General features: G+C 65.9%; 13 protein-coding genes. 5 read left to right on the top strand and 8 right to left on the bottom strand.

The window, feature by feature from the left end; translation table 11 throughout:
• The first annotated feature begins 61 nt into the window (after positions 1-61).
• Both ychF and ACIQTU_RS06615 read left to right on the top strand, forming a co-directional pair.
• Complete coding sequence (gene ychF / locus ACIQTU_RS06620; protein WP_207822258.1) at positions 62-1,159, top strand: redox-regulated ATPase YchF; 1,098 nt, start codon at positions 62-64, stop codon at positions 1,157-1,159.
• Between the two features lie 130 nt (positions 1,160-1,289).
• A complete protein-coding gene (locus ACIQTU_RS06615; protein ID WP_400544177.1) occupies positions 1,290-2,576 on the top strand; it encodes an O-acetylhomoserine aminocarboxypropyltransferase/cysteine synthase family protein in 1,287 nt (428 codons plus the stop codon).
• 3 nt (positions 2,577-2,579) lie between these two features.
• On the opposite strand, the gene ACIQTU_RS06610 is transcribed toward ACIQTU_RS06615, so the two are convergent.
• The 6 genes from ACIQTU_RS06610 to petA form a co-directional block, all read right to left on the bottom strand.
• Positions 2,580-3,020, bottom strand: a complete 441-nt coding sequence (locus ACIQTU_RS06610) for a hypothetical protein (RefSeq protein WP_400544174.1) — start codon at positions 3,018-3,020, stop codon at positions 2,580-2,582.
• A gap of 63 nt (positions 3,021-3,083) precedes the next feature.
• Positions 3,084-4,694, bottom strand: coding sequence for a M28 family peptidase (locus ACIQTU_RS06605; RefSeq protein ID WP_400544171.1), 1,611 nt, complete (start codon positions 4,692-4,694; stop codon positions 3,084-3,086).
• A 111-nt stretch (positions 4,695-4,805) separates the two neighbouring features.
• The gene (locus ACIQTU_RS06600; RefSeq protein ID WP_400544168.1) at positions 4,806-6,446 is read right to left on the bottom strand and encodes a M28 family metallopeptidase; all 1,641 of its coding nucleotides are present in this window, start codon (positions 6,444-6,446) and stop codon (positions 4,806-4,808) included.
• Between the two features lie 143 nt (positions 6,447-6,589).
• On the bottom strand, positions 6,590-7,465 hold the full coding sequence (locus ACIQTU_RS06595; protein ID WP_400544165.1) for a cytochrome c1: 876 nt from the start codon (positions 7,463-7,465) through the stop codon (positions 6,590-6,592).
• Between the two features lie 5 nt (positions 7,466-7,470).
• Positions 7,471-8,769, bottom strand: a complete 1,299-nt coding sequence (locus tag ACIQTU_RS06590) for a cytochrome bc complex cytochrome b subunit (protein ID WP_400544162.1) — start codon at positions 8,767-8,769, stop codon at positions 7,471-7,473.
• Positions 8,770-8,786: 17 nt separating this feature from the next.
• Positions 8,787-9,347 carry a ubiquinol-cytochrome c reductase iron-sulfur subunit gene (gene petA / locus ACIQTU_RS06585; RefSeq protein ID WP_400544159.1) on the bottom strand — a complete coding sequence of 187 codons (561 nt, stop codon included), beginning with the start codon at positions 9,345-9,347 and terminating at the stop codon, positions 8,787-8,789.
• A 194-nt stretch (positions 9,348-9,541) separates the two neighbouring features.
• Between petA and ACIQTU_RS06580 the strand changes: the two genes are divergently transcribed.
• Both ACIQTU_RS06580 and ACIQTU_RS06575 read left to right on the top strand, forming a co-directional pair.
• Positions 9,542-10,000, top strand: coding sequence for a tRNA (cytidine(34)-2'-O)-methyltransferase (locus tag ACIQTU_RS06580; protein ID WP_400544156.1), 459 nt, complete (start codon positions 9,542-9,544; stop codon positions 9,998-10,000).
• Between the two features lie 80 nt (positions 10,001-10,080).
• Complete coding sequence (locus ACIQTU_RS06575) at positions 10,081-10,728, top strand: DUF2726 domain-containing protein (protein ID WP_400544153.1); 648 nt, start codon at positions 10,081-10,083, stop codon at positions 10,726-10,728.
• Positions 10,729-10,733: 5 nt separating this feature from the next.
• Here ACIQTU_RS06575 and ACIQTU_RS06570 read toward each other — a convergent pair whose 3' ends face one another.
• On the bottom strand, positions 10,734-12,011 hold the full coding sequence (locus ACIQTU_RS06570; RefSeq protein WP_400544150.1) for a dipeptidase: 1,278 nt from the start codon (positions 12,009-12,011) through the stop codon (positions 10,734-10,736).
• A gap of 179 nt (positions 12,012-12,190) precedes the next feature.
• On the opposite strand from ACIQTU_RS06570, the gene hemF reads away from it, so the two are divergent.
• Complete coding sequence (hemF, locus tag ACIQTU_RS06565; RefSeq protein WP_400547044.1) at positions 12,191-13,045, top strand: oxygen-dependent coproporphyrinogen oxidase; 855 nt, start codon at positions 12,191-12,193, stop codon at positions 13,043-13,045.
• A 21-nt stretch (positions 13,046-13,066) separates the two neighbouring features.
• Here the strand turns inward: hemF and ACIQTU_RS06560 are convergent, their stop codons facing one another.
• Positions 13,067-15,550: an ATP-binding protein gene (locus ACIQTU_RS06560; protein WP_400544147.1), complete on the bottom strand. Its 2,484-nt coding sequence runs from the start codon at positions 15,548-15,550 to the stop codon at positions 13,067-13,069.
• Between the last annotated feature and the right edge of the window lie 4 nt (positions 15,551-15,554).

Genomic DNA, 15,554 nt, shown 5'->3' with positions numbered 1-15,554 from the left:
CGTCCCCGCACCTGACAAACAGACCCGAACCCGCTAAAGGCTCGCGCTCACGAGGAATCCCATGGCTCTTAAAGTCGCGATCGTCGGCCTGCCCAACGTCGGCAAGTCCACCCTGTTCAACGCCCTGACCAAGACGGCGGCGGCCCAGGCCGCCAACTATCCGTTCTGCACCATCGAGCCGAACACCGGCGACGTGGCCGTGCCGGAAGCCCGTCTGAACACCCTGGCGGAGATCGCCGGATCGAAGGAAATCATCCCCGCGCGGATCACCTTCGTCGACGTGGCCGGTCTGGTGCGCGGCGCGTCCAAGGGCGAGGGCCTGGGCAACCAGTTCCTGGCCAATATCCGCGACTGCGACGCCGTAGCCTTCGTCGCCCGCTGCTTCGTCGATGACGACATCACCCACGTCGAGAACCGCATCGACCCTATTTCGGACCTCGAGATCATCGAGACCGAGCTGATGCTGGCCGACCTCGAGAGCCTGGAGCGCCGTCGCGTTCAGGTCGAGAAGCGCGCCAAGGGCGGCGACAAGGAATCCCAGCTGACGCTGAAACTGATCGACGCTGCGCTGGAGAAGCTGCGCGACGGCAAGCCCGCGCGCCTGGCCGAGGTGTCCAAGGAGGACAAGAAGGCCTGGGACATGCTGCAGTTGCTGACCGCCCTGCCCGCCCTCTATGTCGCCAACGTGGAAGAAGGCTCGGCCGACAAGGGCAATGAGCTGTCGGACCTGGTGGCCAAGCGCGCCGCCGAGGACAACGCCAACTCGGTGGTCATCTCGGCCCAGATCGAGTCGGAAATCGCCGTCCTGGACGACGAGGAGCAGAAGGAGTTCCTCGAGACCCTGGGTCTGGAAGAACCCGGCCTGAACCGCCTGATCCGCGAAGCCTACAAGCTGCTGGGCCTGCAGACCTACTTCACCGTCGGCCCCAAGGAAGCCCGCGCCTGGACCATCCCGGTCGGCGCCACCGCCCCGCAGGCCGCCGGCGTCATCCACACAGACTTCGAAAAGGGCTTCATCCGCGGCGAAACCATCGCCTTCGACGACTACGTCGCGCTGAAGGGCGAAGCGGGCGCCAAGGAAGCCGGCAAGATGCGGGCCGAAGGCAAGGCCTACGTCGTCAAGGACGGCGACGTGATGCACTTCCTGTTCAACAACTGATCCTGACGCGGCAGCCGGTTAGAAAATCTGACCGGCTCCGCAGAAAATCTGAAATCCCATTGCTGTTTTGGGTTTGCTAGCCTCGGGGAATGAAGGCGCGGTTCACGCGTCAAACTCCCCGGGGAAACGCATGAAGTTCGACACCCTCGCCGTCCACGCCGGCTATTCACCTGATCCGACGACCAAGTCCGTCGCGGTGCCCATCTATCAGACCACCAGCTACGCCTTCGACGACACCCAGCACGGGGCCGACCTGTTCGACCTGAAGGTGGCGGGCAATATCTACACCCGCATCATGAACCCCACGTCCGACGTGCTGGAGCAGCGTCTGGCGGCGCTGGAGGGCGGCATCGCGGCCCTGACCGTGGCCTCGGGCATGGCGGCCATCACCTACGCCATCCTGACCATCGCCGAGGCCGGCGACAACATCATCGCCACCGGCGCCCTCTATGGCGGCACCTACAACCTGTTCGCCCACACCCTGCCCCAGTACGGCATCGAGGTGCGCTTCATCGACGCCGACGACATCGCCGCCGTGGCGACCAACACGGATGAGCGGACCAAGGCGGTCTTCTGCGAGTCCATCGGCAATCCGCTGGGCAATGTGGTGGACTTCGCCGCCCTGGCCGACGCGGCGCACGCCCAAGGCCTGCCGCTGATCGTCGACAACACCGTGCCGACCCCCTACCTGACGCGTCCCATCGAGCACGGCGCCGACATCGTCGTCCACGCCCTGACCAAGTATATCGGCGGCCACGGCACCAGCATCGGCGGCGCCATCATCGACAGCGGCAAATTCCCCTGGGCCGAGCACAAGGCGCGCTTCCGCCGCCTCAACGAGCCCGAGGTCAGCTACCACGGCGTCGTCTATACCGAGGCGCTTGGCCCCGCGGCCTATATCGGTCGGGTGCGCACCGTACTGCTGCGCAACACCGGCGCGGCCATCTCGCCCTTCAACAGCTTCCTGATCCTGCAAGGGCTGGAGACCCTGGCCCTGCGCATGGACCGGCACGTCGAGAACGCGGTCGCCGTGGCGAACTATCTGAAGAGCCACCCCAAGGTGAAGTGGGTCAACTACGCCGGCCTGCCCGACCATCCCTCCAACCCGCTGATCCAGAAATATTTCGGCGGCAAGGCGTCGGGCCTGCTGACCTTCGGCGTCAATTCTACCGAAGAGGGGGGCGGCCGCGAGGCCGGCGGGCGCTTCCAGGACGCCGTCAAACTGTTCACCCGTCTGGTCAATATCGGCGACGCCAAGTCCCTGGTCTGCCACCCCGCCTCGACCACCCACCGGCAGCTGTCGCCGGACGAGCTGAAGAAGGCCGGCGTGACCGAGGACACGGTGCGACTGTCGGTCGGCATCGAGCATATCGATGACCTGATCGCGGACCTGGAACAGGCCTTGGCGGCGGTCTGACCGTCAGCCTGCCGGGGTCATGCACCGCAGCAGCCGCACCGGGCGGTCGCTGCGGTCCATCCAGGTGATGGCCAGGGTCTGGGCCGTGGCCGTCATCCGCACCCGCTCGTAGCGCGCCTCGCCCTCGGCGTCGCATTTCAGCGCGGCCTCATAGCCGTCGCTGAGCTCGGTGATGCGCTGGATCTCGCAGCGGTTCTCATAGCCGCGCAGCTCGGTCGTAGTGATCTCGATCGGCACGCGGTCGCCGCGCGGATTGAAGCACCAGTCCGCCTCGGCCGCCCAGCGGCCGACGAAACTGACCGGCGGGCTCTCCGCGCGTCTGGCATCGGCGCCGGACGGGCGCGAGGACGGCGCGGCGGCCGCCGCCGGTTCCGTGGGCGGATTGACGCCGGGCTGGCGATCACAGGCGGCGAGGCCTGCAATCGCCAGAAGCAGGATGACCAAGCCTCTCATGCCGTTGAAAACGAACGAGGGATGGCCTGGTTCACCCCGACCGGAACGGTCGCTTTAACGGCGGGCCGCGTCGCTGGCCGCGCGGACTTGACCAAACTCGGAGGTCGGCTTCCAGGTCGGCCATTCATCGCTGTTGGCCAGTTGCAGGCCCAGGCGGTACAACAGGGTCAGGTTCTCGACCGCCGAACGCAGGTCCCAGTCGGCCGACCATTCATCGCTGGGCTTGTGATAGTCGGCTCCGAACTTGGCCTTCCATGCGGCCAGACCGGCCTCCTTGCCGCCGTCGACCCAGTCAACGCCGTGCCAGGGCATCAGGGCCGGCACGCCGGCGCGAGCGAAGGGGAAGTGGTCGGAGCGGTAGTAGAAACCCTGCTCTGGCTGACCGTCGTCGGAGACGTAGCGGCCCTCCTTGGCGGCTAGAGCCTGAAGGTCGTCCTCAAGGCTGTTCTGACCCTTGCCGAAGATCGGCACGTCGCGCGTCGGGCCCGACAGGGGCAGCATGTCGATGTTGATGTCGGCCACCGTCGTCTCCAGCGGATAGACCGGGTCGGCAGCATAGGCGTAGGCGCCCAGCAGGCCCATTTCCTCGGCGGCCATGTGGGCGAAGACGATGGTGCGGTCCGGCGCAGGCGCCGCCTTCAGCTGACGCGCCATCTCGACCACGCCGATGGTGCCGGAGGCGTTGTCCCAGGCGCCGTTGAAGATCTTGTCGTCGCCGCCAGCGTGCTCGTTGACTCCGACATGGTCCCAGTGAGCCGAGTAGATGATGGTCTCGTTGGGGCGCTTGGTCCCGGGGATCTTGGCCAGCAGGTTGTGCGTACGAAGGGTGTCGGTGGTTTCGGCCGTCTCGACGGACAGGGTCACGCCCGGCAAGGCGAAGGCGCGAAAGTCGCCGCTGGCCGCCCGCGGCGCCAGGTCGGCGATGTCGATCCCCAGAGCCTTGGCTGTATCGGCGTTGATCGCGCCCGAGAATTCGAGGTCGGCGGCGCCCGGCGTCAGGGTGCGGGTGCGGCTGTTACCCTGCGCCATGCGGGTCCAGCCGGCGTCGCTCGCACCGACCTTGGACACGGTGATGACGCCCAGCGCCCCCCGACGCTTGGCCTCGTCCGCCTTGTATGCGGCGGACTGATAGTTGGTGGCGTAGGGTCCGTTGAACAGGTCGCCGTCCGGCTCTCCGCCGACGACCAGGACGATCTTGCCCGTCACGTCGAGGCTGCCGTAGTCGTCCCAGCCACGCTCGGGCGCGTGGATGCCGTAGCCGGCGAAGACGAGGCCCGCACTGGCGATCGACGCCTGACCGTCGTTGCTGACCGCCCGTAGGGTGATGTCGGTTCCCGGCGTCAGGGCGTGGACCTGACCATCAGGGCCGGTCCAACTGGCCTTGGTGCTGTCTGCAACGGGGGTGTAGCGCTTCAGATCGATGACCTGCAGCCACTGACCGTTCGGGCCGCCCGGCACCAGGCCCATGGCCTCGTACTGGGCCTGAAGCCAGTCCAGGGTCTTCTTCTCGCCGTCCGTGCCGGGATAGCGGCCCTGGAAGTCGTCGGCGCTGATGGTGCGGATTTCGTCCGACAGGCGCTGGGCCGAAAAGTCCTGAGACGCAGCCGAGCCAGCGGCGAATAGAAGAGCGGTTGCGGCGACGCCGCAGATGAACCGACGATGCATGGAAACTCCCTCGCCCTCCCCACGGGGCTTTCACGCCAAGTAATAGGGCGGCCTCGCAGGAGGCCGCCCCTTACATTTTTGTCATGTTCCGCGAAGCCGGATCAGACCGGCCTATCTGCGCTGCGCGTCGCTCACGGTTCGGGCCGGACCGAACTCTGAACCGGCCTTCCACTGCGGCCAGTCGCGGCTGTTGGCCAGGGCCTGACCGGCGTCGTAGACGACCGACAGATCCTGGATCATGCCGCGATAGTCCCAAGTCGGCTCCCACTCGTCTGCGGCCTGGTGATAGCGGTTGGCGCGGTACTCAGCGGCAGCGGCCAGACGCGGAGCGATCGGCTCGTCCACGTAGTCGCCGGTCGAGGACAGATAGCCCATCGGCACGCCGCGCTTGGCCAGGGGGAAGTGGTCCGAACGGAAGTAGATGCCCGCGCCCGCGCCCGCATCGCCCTCAAAGCCGCGCCCCTGCGCTGCCGCCAAAGCAATGACGCGTTCGTCCAGATCGGACTGCCCATAGCCGGTCACGCCCAGCTTGCTCATCCGGCCCAGAACGCTCGCGGCGTCCAGATTGAAGCCCGCCACCGTCGTTTCCAGTGGATAGAGCGGATTGGCGGCGTAGAATTCCGAACCCAGCAGGCCGCTTTCCTCACCCGTGAAGCTGATCATGACGATGGTGCGCTCTGGCTTCGGCCCCTTAGCCCACTGACGCGCCAGTTCTAGCAGGCCCGCCGTACCCGAGGCGTTGTCGACGGCGCCATTGAAGATGCGGTCGCCGTTGGCGTCCGGCTCGCCCATGCCGATGTGGTCCCAATGGCCGGTGTAGAGGATGGTCTCGTTCGGATGGGTCGTGCCTTCGAGCTTGGCCAAAACGTTATGAGTGGTGATCTGGTCGGTCTTCACATCGAACTTGGCATCGATGGTCGCGCCCTTCAGCTCGACCGGCTGGAAGTCGCGGCTGCGGGCCTTGATCTTCTCCTGCTCGAAATCGAGACCGGCCTGCCGGAACATTTCGATGGCCACGTCACGCTGGATCCAGGCCTCCATCGGCACACGCTCTGCCGAGGGGTTCTGACGCACGATATCGAACTGCGGCACGGACCAGGAGTTGGCCACCGTGGTCCAGCCATAGGAGGCGGGCTTGGTCTCGTGGACGATCAGCACGCCCGCCGCGCCCTGACGCGCGGCCTCTTCGTACTTGTAGGTCCAGCGGCCGTAGTAGGTCATGGCCTCGCCGCCGAAAGTGTTCAGCGATGGGTCTTCAAAGTCGGCGTCGTTGACGAGAACGACGATGACCTTGCCGCGCACGTCGGTCTTGAAGTCGTTCCAGCCGCGCTCGGGCGCGTTCGTGCCATAGCCAACGAAGACCAGGGGCTTGCCGCGCAGGTCGACGCCGTCGCTGGGCAGGCGCGTGGTGATGGTGGCCTGCTGGCCCTGGGCCAGAGACTGGGTCCAGTCGCCGACCTTGATCTGGCCGCTGACGTTGGAGACGGTGAAACGGTTGAGGCCGACCGCCTGGGTCCAACCGCCGTTCTCGCCACCGGGCGCGAAGCCCGCCGCCGCATACTGCTGGCTCAGGTAGTCGATGACCTTCTGCTCCGCGGGGGTGGCGATGCCGCGCCCCTCGAAGCTGTCGTCGGACAGGACCTTGATGTCGTTGGAAATGCGCGCGGCGTCGAAGTCAGGCGTCTGGGCGACAGCGCCTGAGGCCAGAGCGGCGGCGAACAACAGGACAGCGGCGGACGACATCAAACGCATGGAAACAGACCCCTCGACGAAAACAGAGGCCCGGACCCTATCGGTCGAAATCCCCAGAGTCGATGCGCCCGCGTCCAGCCGCAGACACGAAAAAACCCGCCGGATCGCTCCGGCGGGTCATCTCGTCTCGAAAGCGCTTCGCCTTAGTGGGCGACGCCCTTCCAGATGCGGCGGTAGCTCGCGTAGGTGATCCCTGCGAACAGCAGCAGGAAAATGATCACGCCAAAGCCCATCTGCTTGCGCTCGGTCGCCTTGGGCTCGGAAGTCCAGGCTATGAAGGCGGCGACGTCCTTGGCCATCTGGTCGACGGTGGCCTTGGTGCCGTCGTCATAGGTGACCTGACCGTCTTGCAGCGGTGCGGGCATGGCGATGAAGCCGCCCGGAGGAACGTGTCCCTCGCCTTCCCAGAACGGGGTCAGATCGCCCGCCATATAGGGGTTGTAGTGCTGGGCCGAGGTCATCTTCAAACCCTTGGGCGGAGCGCCGTAACCCGACAGCAGCGAGTAGATGTAGTTGGCGCCGTCATGACGGGCCTTGGCCATGACCGACAGGTCGGGCGGAGCCGCGCCGCCGTTGGCCGCAGCAGCCGCCGTGGCGTTCGGATAGGGCGACGGGAACTTGTCGGCGGTGGTGGCGTCGCGCATCAGCGCCTCGCCCGTCTCGCTGTCGATGTCCGGGACCTGAACTTCCTTGGCCAGAGCCTTCACGACAGGGTTGTCGTTCGGGTTCGGGTACTCGGGGTTCCAGAACGGCCCGTGCTTGTCGCCCAGGTTGCGGAAATGCATCAGGTTCATGCCGTGGCACGAAGCGCAGACTTCCTTGTAGACCTTGTAGCCGCGCTGCAGCTGGCCCTGGTCGTAGGTGCCGAACGGCCCCTCGAAGCTGAAGCCGCCGCTGCGCGGATGCTTGGCGCCCCCGGCGGCCATCGCCGGAGCGGCGATAGCGACGAGGCCCAGAGCGGCCGTCAGAACGACCAAGGTCTTGCGGAAGGACACGGTTTTCTTCTCGTTCGAAATCATCGCGCTCAGCCCTTCTGCTCGGCTTCGCCCGACAGGACCGGCTCGGAAATCGTCGCCGGGACCGGCAGCGGCTTCTCGCGCAGGCCGAGGATCGGCATCAGCACCAGGAAGAAGACAAAGTAGTAGGCCGTGAACAGACGCGTCAGCCACAGGTAGGAGTTCAACTGACCGTCAAACAGGTTGAAGCTCGGCATGCCCGGAACCACAGGGGCGTCCGGCAACTGACCACCGCACCAGCCGAGGCCGAAGCAGACGAACAGGAAGATGATGAAGAAGGTCTTCATCGTCGGACGGTAGCGCATCGAGCGCACCTTGGACGTGTCCAGCCAGGGCAGGACGAACAGAACGCCGATGGCGGCGAACATGGCCACCACGCCGCCGAACTTGTCGGGGATGGCGCGCAGGATCGCGTAGAAGGGCAGCATGTACCACTCAGGCACGATGTGCGCCGGGGTCTGCAGCGGGTTGGCCGGGATGTAGTTGTCGGCGTGGCCCAGGGCGTTCGGCTGATAGAAGACGAAGACCGAGAACAGGATCAGGAAGAGGATGATCGCGAAGCCGTCCTTGACCGTGAAGTACGGGTGGAAGGGCAGCATGTCCTTCTTCTGGCGGTCCTTCGGGATCAGGATGCCGACCGGGTTGTTCTGACCGGCGGCGTGCAGGGCCCACAGGTGCAGCACCACGCAACCGGCGATGACGAACGGCAGCAGGTAGTGCAGCGAGAAGAAGCGGTTCAGGGTGGCGTTGTCGATCGCCGGACCGCCGCGCAGCCAGATCAGGATCGGCTCGCCGACCACCGGAATGGCGCCGATCAGGTTGGTGATGACCTCAGCGCCCCAGAAGGACATCTGGCCCCAGGGCAGGACATAGCCGAGGAAGGCGGTGGCGATCATCAGGAAGAAGATGACGCAGCCGACGATCCAGATCATCTCGCGCGGCGCCTTGTAGGAACCGTAGTAGAGACCGCGCAGCATGTGCAGATAGACGGCGATGAAGAACATCGACGCGCCGTTGGCGTGCACGTAGCGGATCAGCCAGCCGCCGTTGACGTCGCGCATGATGCGCTCGACCGAGGCGAAGGCCAGGTCGACGTGCGGGGTATAGTGCATGGCCAGAACGATGCCGGTGATGATCTGCGTCATCAGGCACAGGGCCAGGATGCCGCCGAAGGTCCACCAGTAGTTCAGGTTACGGGGGGTCGGCAGGTTGGCGTAGTCCATGCCGAAACGGATGATCGGCAGGCGGGTGTCCATCCACCGCTCAATCGCGGTTTTGGGGACGTAGGTGGATTCGTGATCGCTCATGGTTCCTCTGTCCGTCCTCAGCCGATCTTCACGCGGGTGTCGGACACGTATTCGTAGTTCGGCACGATCAGGTTCAGCGGCGCCGGGCCCTTACGAATACGGCCCGAGGCGTCGTAGTGCGAACCGTGGCAGGGGCAGAACCAGCCGCCGTAGTCGCCCGTACCGAAGGTCGGAACGCAGCCCAGGTGGGTGCAGGAACCGATAACCACCAGATACTTCTCGTGGCCAGGCTTGGTGCGCTCGGCGTCGGTCTGCGGTTGCTTCAGGTCCGGGGCATGGTCATCGGCGATGACGCGCTTCAGCTCGGCCGGCGTGCGGTAACGCACGAAGACCGGCTTGCCCTGCCACTTGATGACGACCTGCTGGCCTTCCTGAACCTTGGTCAGATCGAATTCGATCGACGCCAGGGCCAGGGTGTCGGCGGCGGGGTTCATCTGGTTGATCAGCGGCCAGGCCACCATCACGCCAGCACCGACCGCGGCGGCGCCGGCGGCGATGTGGATGAAATCGCGGCGGGTGGCGTCGCCGCCCCCGTGTTGGCCCTCAGGCCCTTCAGCATTCACGACCGATTCGGCCACGCTCTCACCTCTGCACTCCCGATCGCCCGCCCCGGAAGGAGTTGGTCGTCGGCATGGATCGTCCCTGCGGAACGGCAGAAGATGCCTGCGGCCCTTGTATTACAACGATAGTCGCAAGCTGCTGATGCAACTTGCGAAACGGTCGCAATAAAGACCGCGACAAGACCCCGCCCCGCGCGTATGACGGCCTTAGAATGCGTCTCGCCCTTTTTCAACCTGACATCCCGCAGAATGTGGGCGCCTGCATCCGTCAGAGCGCCTGTTTCGGTGTAGAATTACACGTCATTGAGCCGACCGGCTTTCGTTTCGACGACCGCGCCATGAAGCGCGCGGCCCTCGACTATGGCCCGCTGTCGCACATGACCCGCCACGCCGACTGGGAGGCCTTCCAGCGCGACCGCGCGCCGGGGCGGCTGGTCCTGTTCACCACCAGGGGCGCCACGCCCCTGCCCGAGTTCGAATTCCGGCCCGACGATGTCCTGCTGTTCGGCAAGGAAAGCGCCGGCGCGCCCGACTATGTCCACGCGGCCGCCGACGCCCGCGTCTTCATCCCCATCCGACCGGAAACGCGTTCGCTGAACCTGTCGGTCAGCGCAGGCATCGCCCTGTGGGAAGGGTTGAGGCAGTTGGGCGAGTTGCCGGTGCGGCCTTGAAAAGCCTGAAACTTAACCACGCCGATTCACCGAACGCCAAATGGTGAAAGGCAAACTACTCCGCTCACACGAGCGGAACCATGACTTTACAAGCCTTCCTGCAGGAACTGACATCAGCCGATAACCTGCCGCTGTTGATGGCCTTGATCGCACTCCTGGGCTTTCTGGCAGGATTGAAGGTGGGCGCTCGAAGCCGTTGGACTAGGCGCTCCTCAAGCAGGGGACGATGGCGCGCGGGAATGAAGCTCGTGAATCCTGAAACCTCAACAGCGCGTAGCGACCGACCCGATCCCGCGGCGCAACTCACCACCGTCATGAACGCAGAGTTTCGTCCCAAGCGACTGATGTCCAGGAACGAGGCTCGCGCTTTTCTGCAGATTGAACGTCTGCTGCGGGGTCATCGCATGGGCTGGCGCGTGATGGCTCAGGTGTCTCTGGGCGAGGTCCTGACTTCCACTGACGCCAAGGCCTTTGCCGCCGTGAACAGCAAACGCGTCGATATGCTGGTCATCGCCAATGACGGACACCCGCTGGCGGCAGTCGAGTTCCAGGGCTCTGGACACTATCTCGGCACGGCCGCCGCGCGCGACGCGGTCAAGCGAGAGGCGCTGCGACGCGCCGGAGTCGATTTCATCGAGGTGAAACCAGATCACTCGGACGAGGACCTCGCGTTCGAGATCGCTCGTCTGGTTCGCCTGAAGACGCCGTCGTCGCCGCAGCCTGCCTGACCCCCCTACTCCGGCGCGCCGTCATTCGGCAGTTGCGCCAGGTTGGGGCGTTCGCCGCGCTGGGCCGTGGCGGCGCGTTCGACCGCGCGCATGGTGCGCAGCAGGTTCTCGCCGGAAATCTTGCGGATGTCGGCCTCGGTCCAGCCGCGACGCATCAGCTCGGCCAGAATGCGCGGATAGGCTTCCACGCTCTCGACGCCCTCCGGCAGGCTGTCGACGCCGTCGAAGTCGCCGCCCAGGCCGACATGATCGATACCCGCCACGTCGCGGACGTGCTGAATGTGCGCCACAACATCGTCCAGCGTGGCCTTGGGCGCCGGGTTGGCGGCGTTCCAGGCCTCCATGCCCGCCTTGACCGCCTCGGGATCGCCCGGGTTCAGGGCTGTCAGCCGCGAGACCTCGGCCGAACGGGCGGCGCCCGAGGCGCGCACGGCCTCGCTGATGAAGCCCGGCACGAAGGTGACCATGACGATGCCGCCGTTGGCCGGCATCATCCGCAGGACCGCGTCGGGCACGTTGCGCGGATGGCCCGTCACCGCCCGCGCAGACGAGTGCGAGAAGATGACCGGCGCCGTCGAGACGCGGATGGCGTCGGTCATCGTCTCTTCGGAGACGTGGCTCAGGTCCACCATCATGCCGATGCGATTCATCTCCTTGACCACCTGCTCGCCGAAGGGCGACAGGCCGCCCCACTTCGGCGCGTCCGTGGCGCTGTCGGCCCAGGTCGTGGTCTTGGAGTGGGTCAGCGTCATGTAGCGCGAACCCGAATCGTAGAACTCACGCAGCAGGCCCAGGGAATCGTCGATCGAATAGCCGCCCTCCATGCCGATCAGGCTGGCGATGCGACCCGCCTTGTGGATGCGGGCGATGTCGTCGGCGGTGGTGGCGATCTCGAACACCGAGGGATAGGCGGCGGCGATGCGCTTGACCGTGTCGATCTGCTCGAAGGTGGCCTTGGCGGCCTCGACCGGCTCCAGACTGGCGGGGACATAGACCGACCAGAACTGAGCTCCGACGCCGCCTGCGCGCAGACGCGGGATGTCGGTGTGGAGGCGTGTCGTCGCCGCCAGGTTGGTCGCCAGATCAACACGATAGGGGTCGTTCCCGAAGCCCTGGCGCAAGGCCCAGGGCAGGTCGTTGTGGCCGTCGATCAGGGGCGTGCGACGCAGGATCTGCATCACTCGCTCCTGCCCTGCTGCATTTTGGCCGGCCTGGGATTGCGCCAGGGCTGGGCCAGCCAGAACGGCGAGCGAAACGGCGGCGAGCAAGGCGGTGCGGATCATGGGGGTCCCCTCAATACTGACACGGCCACGCTGGCACAGGAGGGGCGGCATGGAAACCGGGTCTGATCTGGATCAAGGCCCTCTTTTGGGTCGGAGCGCATGAAGTGCGCACCGCACACTGTTCACAAAGGCCGTCCGTCATGGTTGAAGCCCTCATGATCCAAGAGACCCCCACCCTGATGGTCGAGCATCGCGAGCGCGCCCGCGTCTGGTTCGAGACCCTGCGTGATCAGATCCACGCCGGTTTCGAGGCCCTTGAGGACGCCGCCCCCGCCGACCTCTTCCCCGGCGACGCCGGCCGCTTCGTGCGCACGCCCTGGGACCGCAAGGAAGGCGGCGGCGGCGTCATGGGCATGATGCACGGGCGTTTGTTCGAGAAGGTCGGCGTCCACTGCTCGACCGTCCACGGCACCTTCCCCGCCGATTATGCGAAAAACGTCCCGGGGGCCGAGGAAGACCCGCGTTTCTACGCCACCGGCATCAGCCTGATCTGCCACCCGGTCAGCCCGCGCGTCCCGGCGGTGCATATGAACACCCGGCTGATCTCGACCACCAGGACCTGGTTCGGCGGCGGCGGCGACCTGACCCCCGTGCTGGACGTGGATCGTCGCGATGATCACCCCGACACCCTCGCCTTCCACGCCGCGATGCAGGGCGCCTGCGATGCCTATGATCCGTCATGGCACGCCAAGTACAAGCAGTGGTGCGACGATTACTTCTTCCTGCCGCACCGCAACGAACCGCGCGGCACGGGCGGCATATTCTATGACCACCACGACAGCGGCGACTGGGAGAAGGACTTCGCCTTCACCCAGGACGTCGGTAAGGCCTTCCTCGACGCCTACTCGAAGATTGTCGCCGGCCGGATGACCGAGGCCTGGACGCCCGAGGAACGCGAGGAACAGCTGATCCGTCGCGGCCGCTACGTCGAGTTCAACCTGCTGTACGACCGCGGCACCATGTTCGGGCTGAAGACCGGCGGCAACGTCGAGTCGATCCTCAGCTCCATGCCGCCCGTGGTGAAGTGGCCCTAGAATGGCAGGTCTGACGCCGCCCTAGGCGGCGCGCTCGCATCGCATCATCACCTGATCGATCCCTTCAAACAGGGCGGCCAGGGTCAGCGGTTTGGTCAGATGGCCGTCCGCGCCCGCCGCCCGACCTGCCTCGACGTGCTCGGTCATGGCGTTGGCGGTCAACATCAGGATCGGCGTCCGGACGCGCCCATGCTGGGTCTCGAAGGCCCGGATGGCTTTGGTGGCGGTCAGTCCGTCCATCACCGGCATCTGCATGTCCATCAGGACCAGATCGAAGGCTTCGCGCTGGAAGGCCTCCAGCGCCTGAGCCCCGTCCTCGACCGCGACAAGCTCCATCGCCGTGGCCGACAACATGACCTCGATGACCTTGCGGTTGGCCGGATGGTCGTCGGCCAGCAGCACTCGCAACGGCTGGGCGCGCACATCGCCAGTGGACGACGCAGGCTCTTCGATCTCGCTCCCGGCCTCGGCCGACGGCAGCGGAATCTCGAACCAGAAGCGCGAGCCGACGCCCGGCGTGCTGTCGCATTCCAGCCAACCGCCCATCAGCTCGACCAGCTCGCGCGAAATGGCCAGACCCAGGCCGGTGCCGCCGAAGCGCCGGGTGATCGAACCGTCGGCCTGCTGGAAGCGGCCGAAGATGCGGGCCTTCTGCTCCTCGTCAAAGCCAACGCCGGTGTCGGTGACGATGAAGCGCACATCCCCCTCCAGGCCCGGTTCAACCGTCAGACTGACCTCGCCTTCCGATGTGAACTTCAGGGCGTTGCTGACCAGATTGGTCAGCACCTGGCGCACGCGCACGGCGTCGCCCTCGACCAGTCGATCCAGGGCGGGATCGACATGGGCGACTACCGCCACGCCCTTGGCTTCCGCCGGAATACGCCACAGGGCCGCCACGTCCTGCACCGCCCGCCCCAGATGGAAGGGGGCCGGCTCGATCGTGACCTGGCCGGACTCGATGCGGGCGCTGTCCAGAATGTCGGACAGCAAGCGCTCCAGCATGGCGCCTGACGAACGGATGACCTCGACCATGTCGTGCTCGTCGGGGTTCAGGTCGCGCTGGGCCAGGGCGTCGGCCATGGCCACCACTCCATTTAGCGGGGTGCGGATTTCGTGGCTCATATTGGCCAGGAACTCGCTCTTGGCGCGGCTAGCCTCTTCGGCGTGGCGACGGGCGCGGCGCAGCTCCCCCGCCTGACGCCATTGCCACAACAGGGTCAGAAGGGCCGACAGCATGAAGACCACGCCGATGCCGACGATCCAGTTCTGCCAGCGGATGACGGTACGCTGCAGTTCGGTGTTGGCGCGGGCGGTCTCCAGTTGCTGACGCCGGCGGTCCAGCTGTTCCTGAATGTCGCCGGTGACCTGGCGGATACCCGCGCTGAAGCGCTGGGCGGTCTGGACTTCCCGTTCGCGCTGGTAGGTCCGCAGTACGGCATAGGCTTCGGCTGCCTGACCCGAGGCGAACAGCAGCTCGGCCTCGACCAGGGCCACGTGGGAATCCACGCCCCCTTGCCGATCAAGAATGCGCAGCTGCGCCAGATCCCGTCGCGCCCCGTCCAGATCACCGGTCCGCGCCCGCGCCACAGCCCGCAACGGCAGCAGGTCCAGCTTGAGGAAGGCCGCCGAGCCCATGTCCTCGCCATAGCGGGCGACGCAGGCCAGCACCTCCAGTGGTTCGTCGCGCGCGTCCGCCACCTGGGCGCACAGGCTGGCGTCATAGACCAGCAGATTTTCCAGCCCGGTCCGTAGGCTGAGGCGGCGGTGGGCGGCGTAATAGTCCTGCGCCCGGGTCAGATCACCGACCTGCACCGCCATCTTGGTCAGGTTGTAGAGACTGTCGAAGTCGGGGCGCGGATAGGCCGAGTTTGCGTAGTCGATCTCGAAGCGGCGAAAGGCGATCGTCGCCCCCACCACGTCGTTCAGCTTCATCAGTCCCATGCCGGTCACTTCCCACAGACCCGCATGGGCGGTGGCGGCGAAGGGAGCCTCATCAGGGATTTCGGTCTCGGCCTGATTGAGCAGCTTCAACCCCTCGCCGACCCGGTCCTGATCCATCAGGGTCAGGGCCGTCAGGCGCGCAGCGTGGGCACGCACGAACCAGTCGAATCCCGTCGTGGTCATACGGGACATCTCTGCATCGACGGTCAGATCCCCCTGGTCATAACGGGCGGTCAATTCGTTCAACCGGGCGATTTCGATGTAGCGGCGATCGCCTTGCGCGCGAGCCTTCTCCGCCAGCCGCTGGTTCCAGAAGCCCGCGCGCTCGAACTCACCCTGGTTCTGGATGATCCAGACGACGTGATAGAGGCGGTTCAACCCCTCGCGGTCATGCCGCCTGTAGGCGGCCTCGCCAAAAGCCTCGAGCTCGGCGAAGCTGGTCTGCGAGGCCCGCTGCTCGACCGCGCGCAACAGGTCGTCACGCGGCGCGGGCGCCTGCGCTTGGGCCAGGCCCGGCGACAGCAGAATGGCGGTCGCGAGGACCGCAGCTTTGATTGGCGACATATCA

This window comes from Brevundimonas sp. NPDC090276 (assembly GCF_044772165.1).
GTDB lineage: Bacteria > Pseudomonadota > Alphaproteobacteria > Caulobacterales > Caulobacteraceae > Brevundimonas.
Note: the sequence above shows the minus strand (reverse complement) of the source record. Positions and strands in the feature narration are given on the sequence as shown.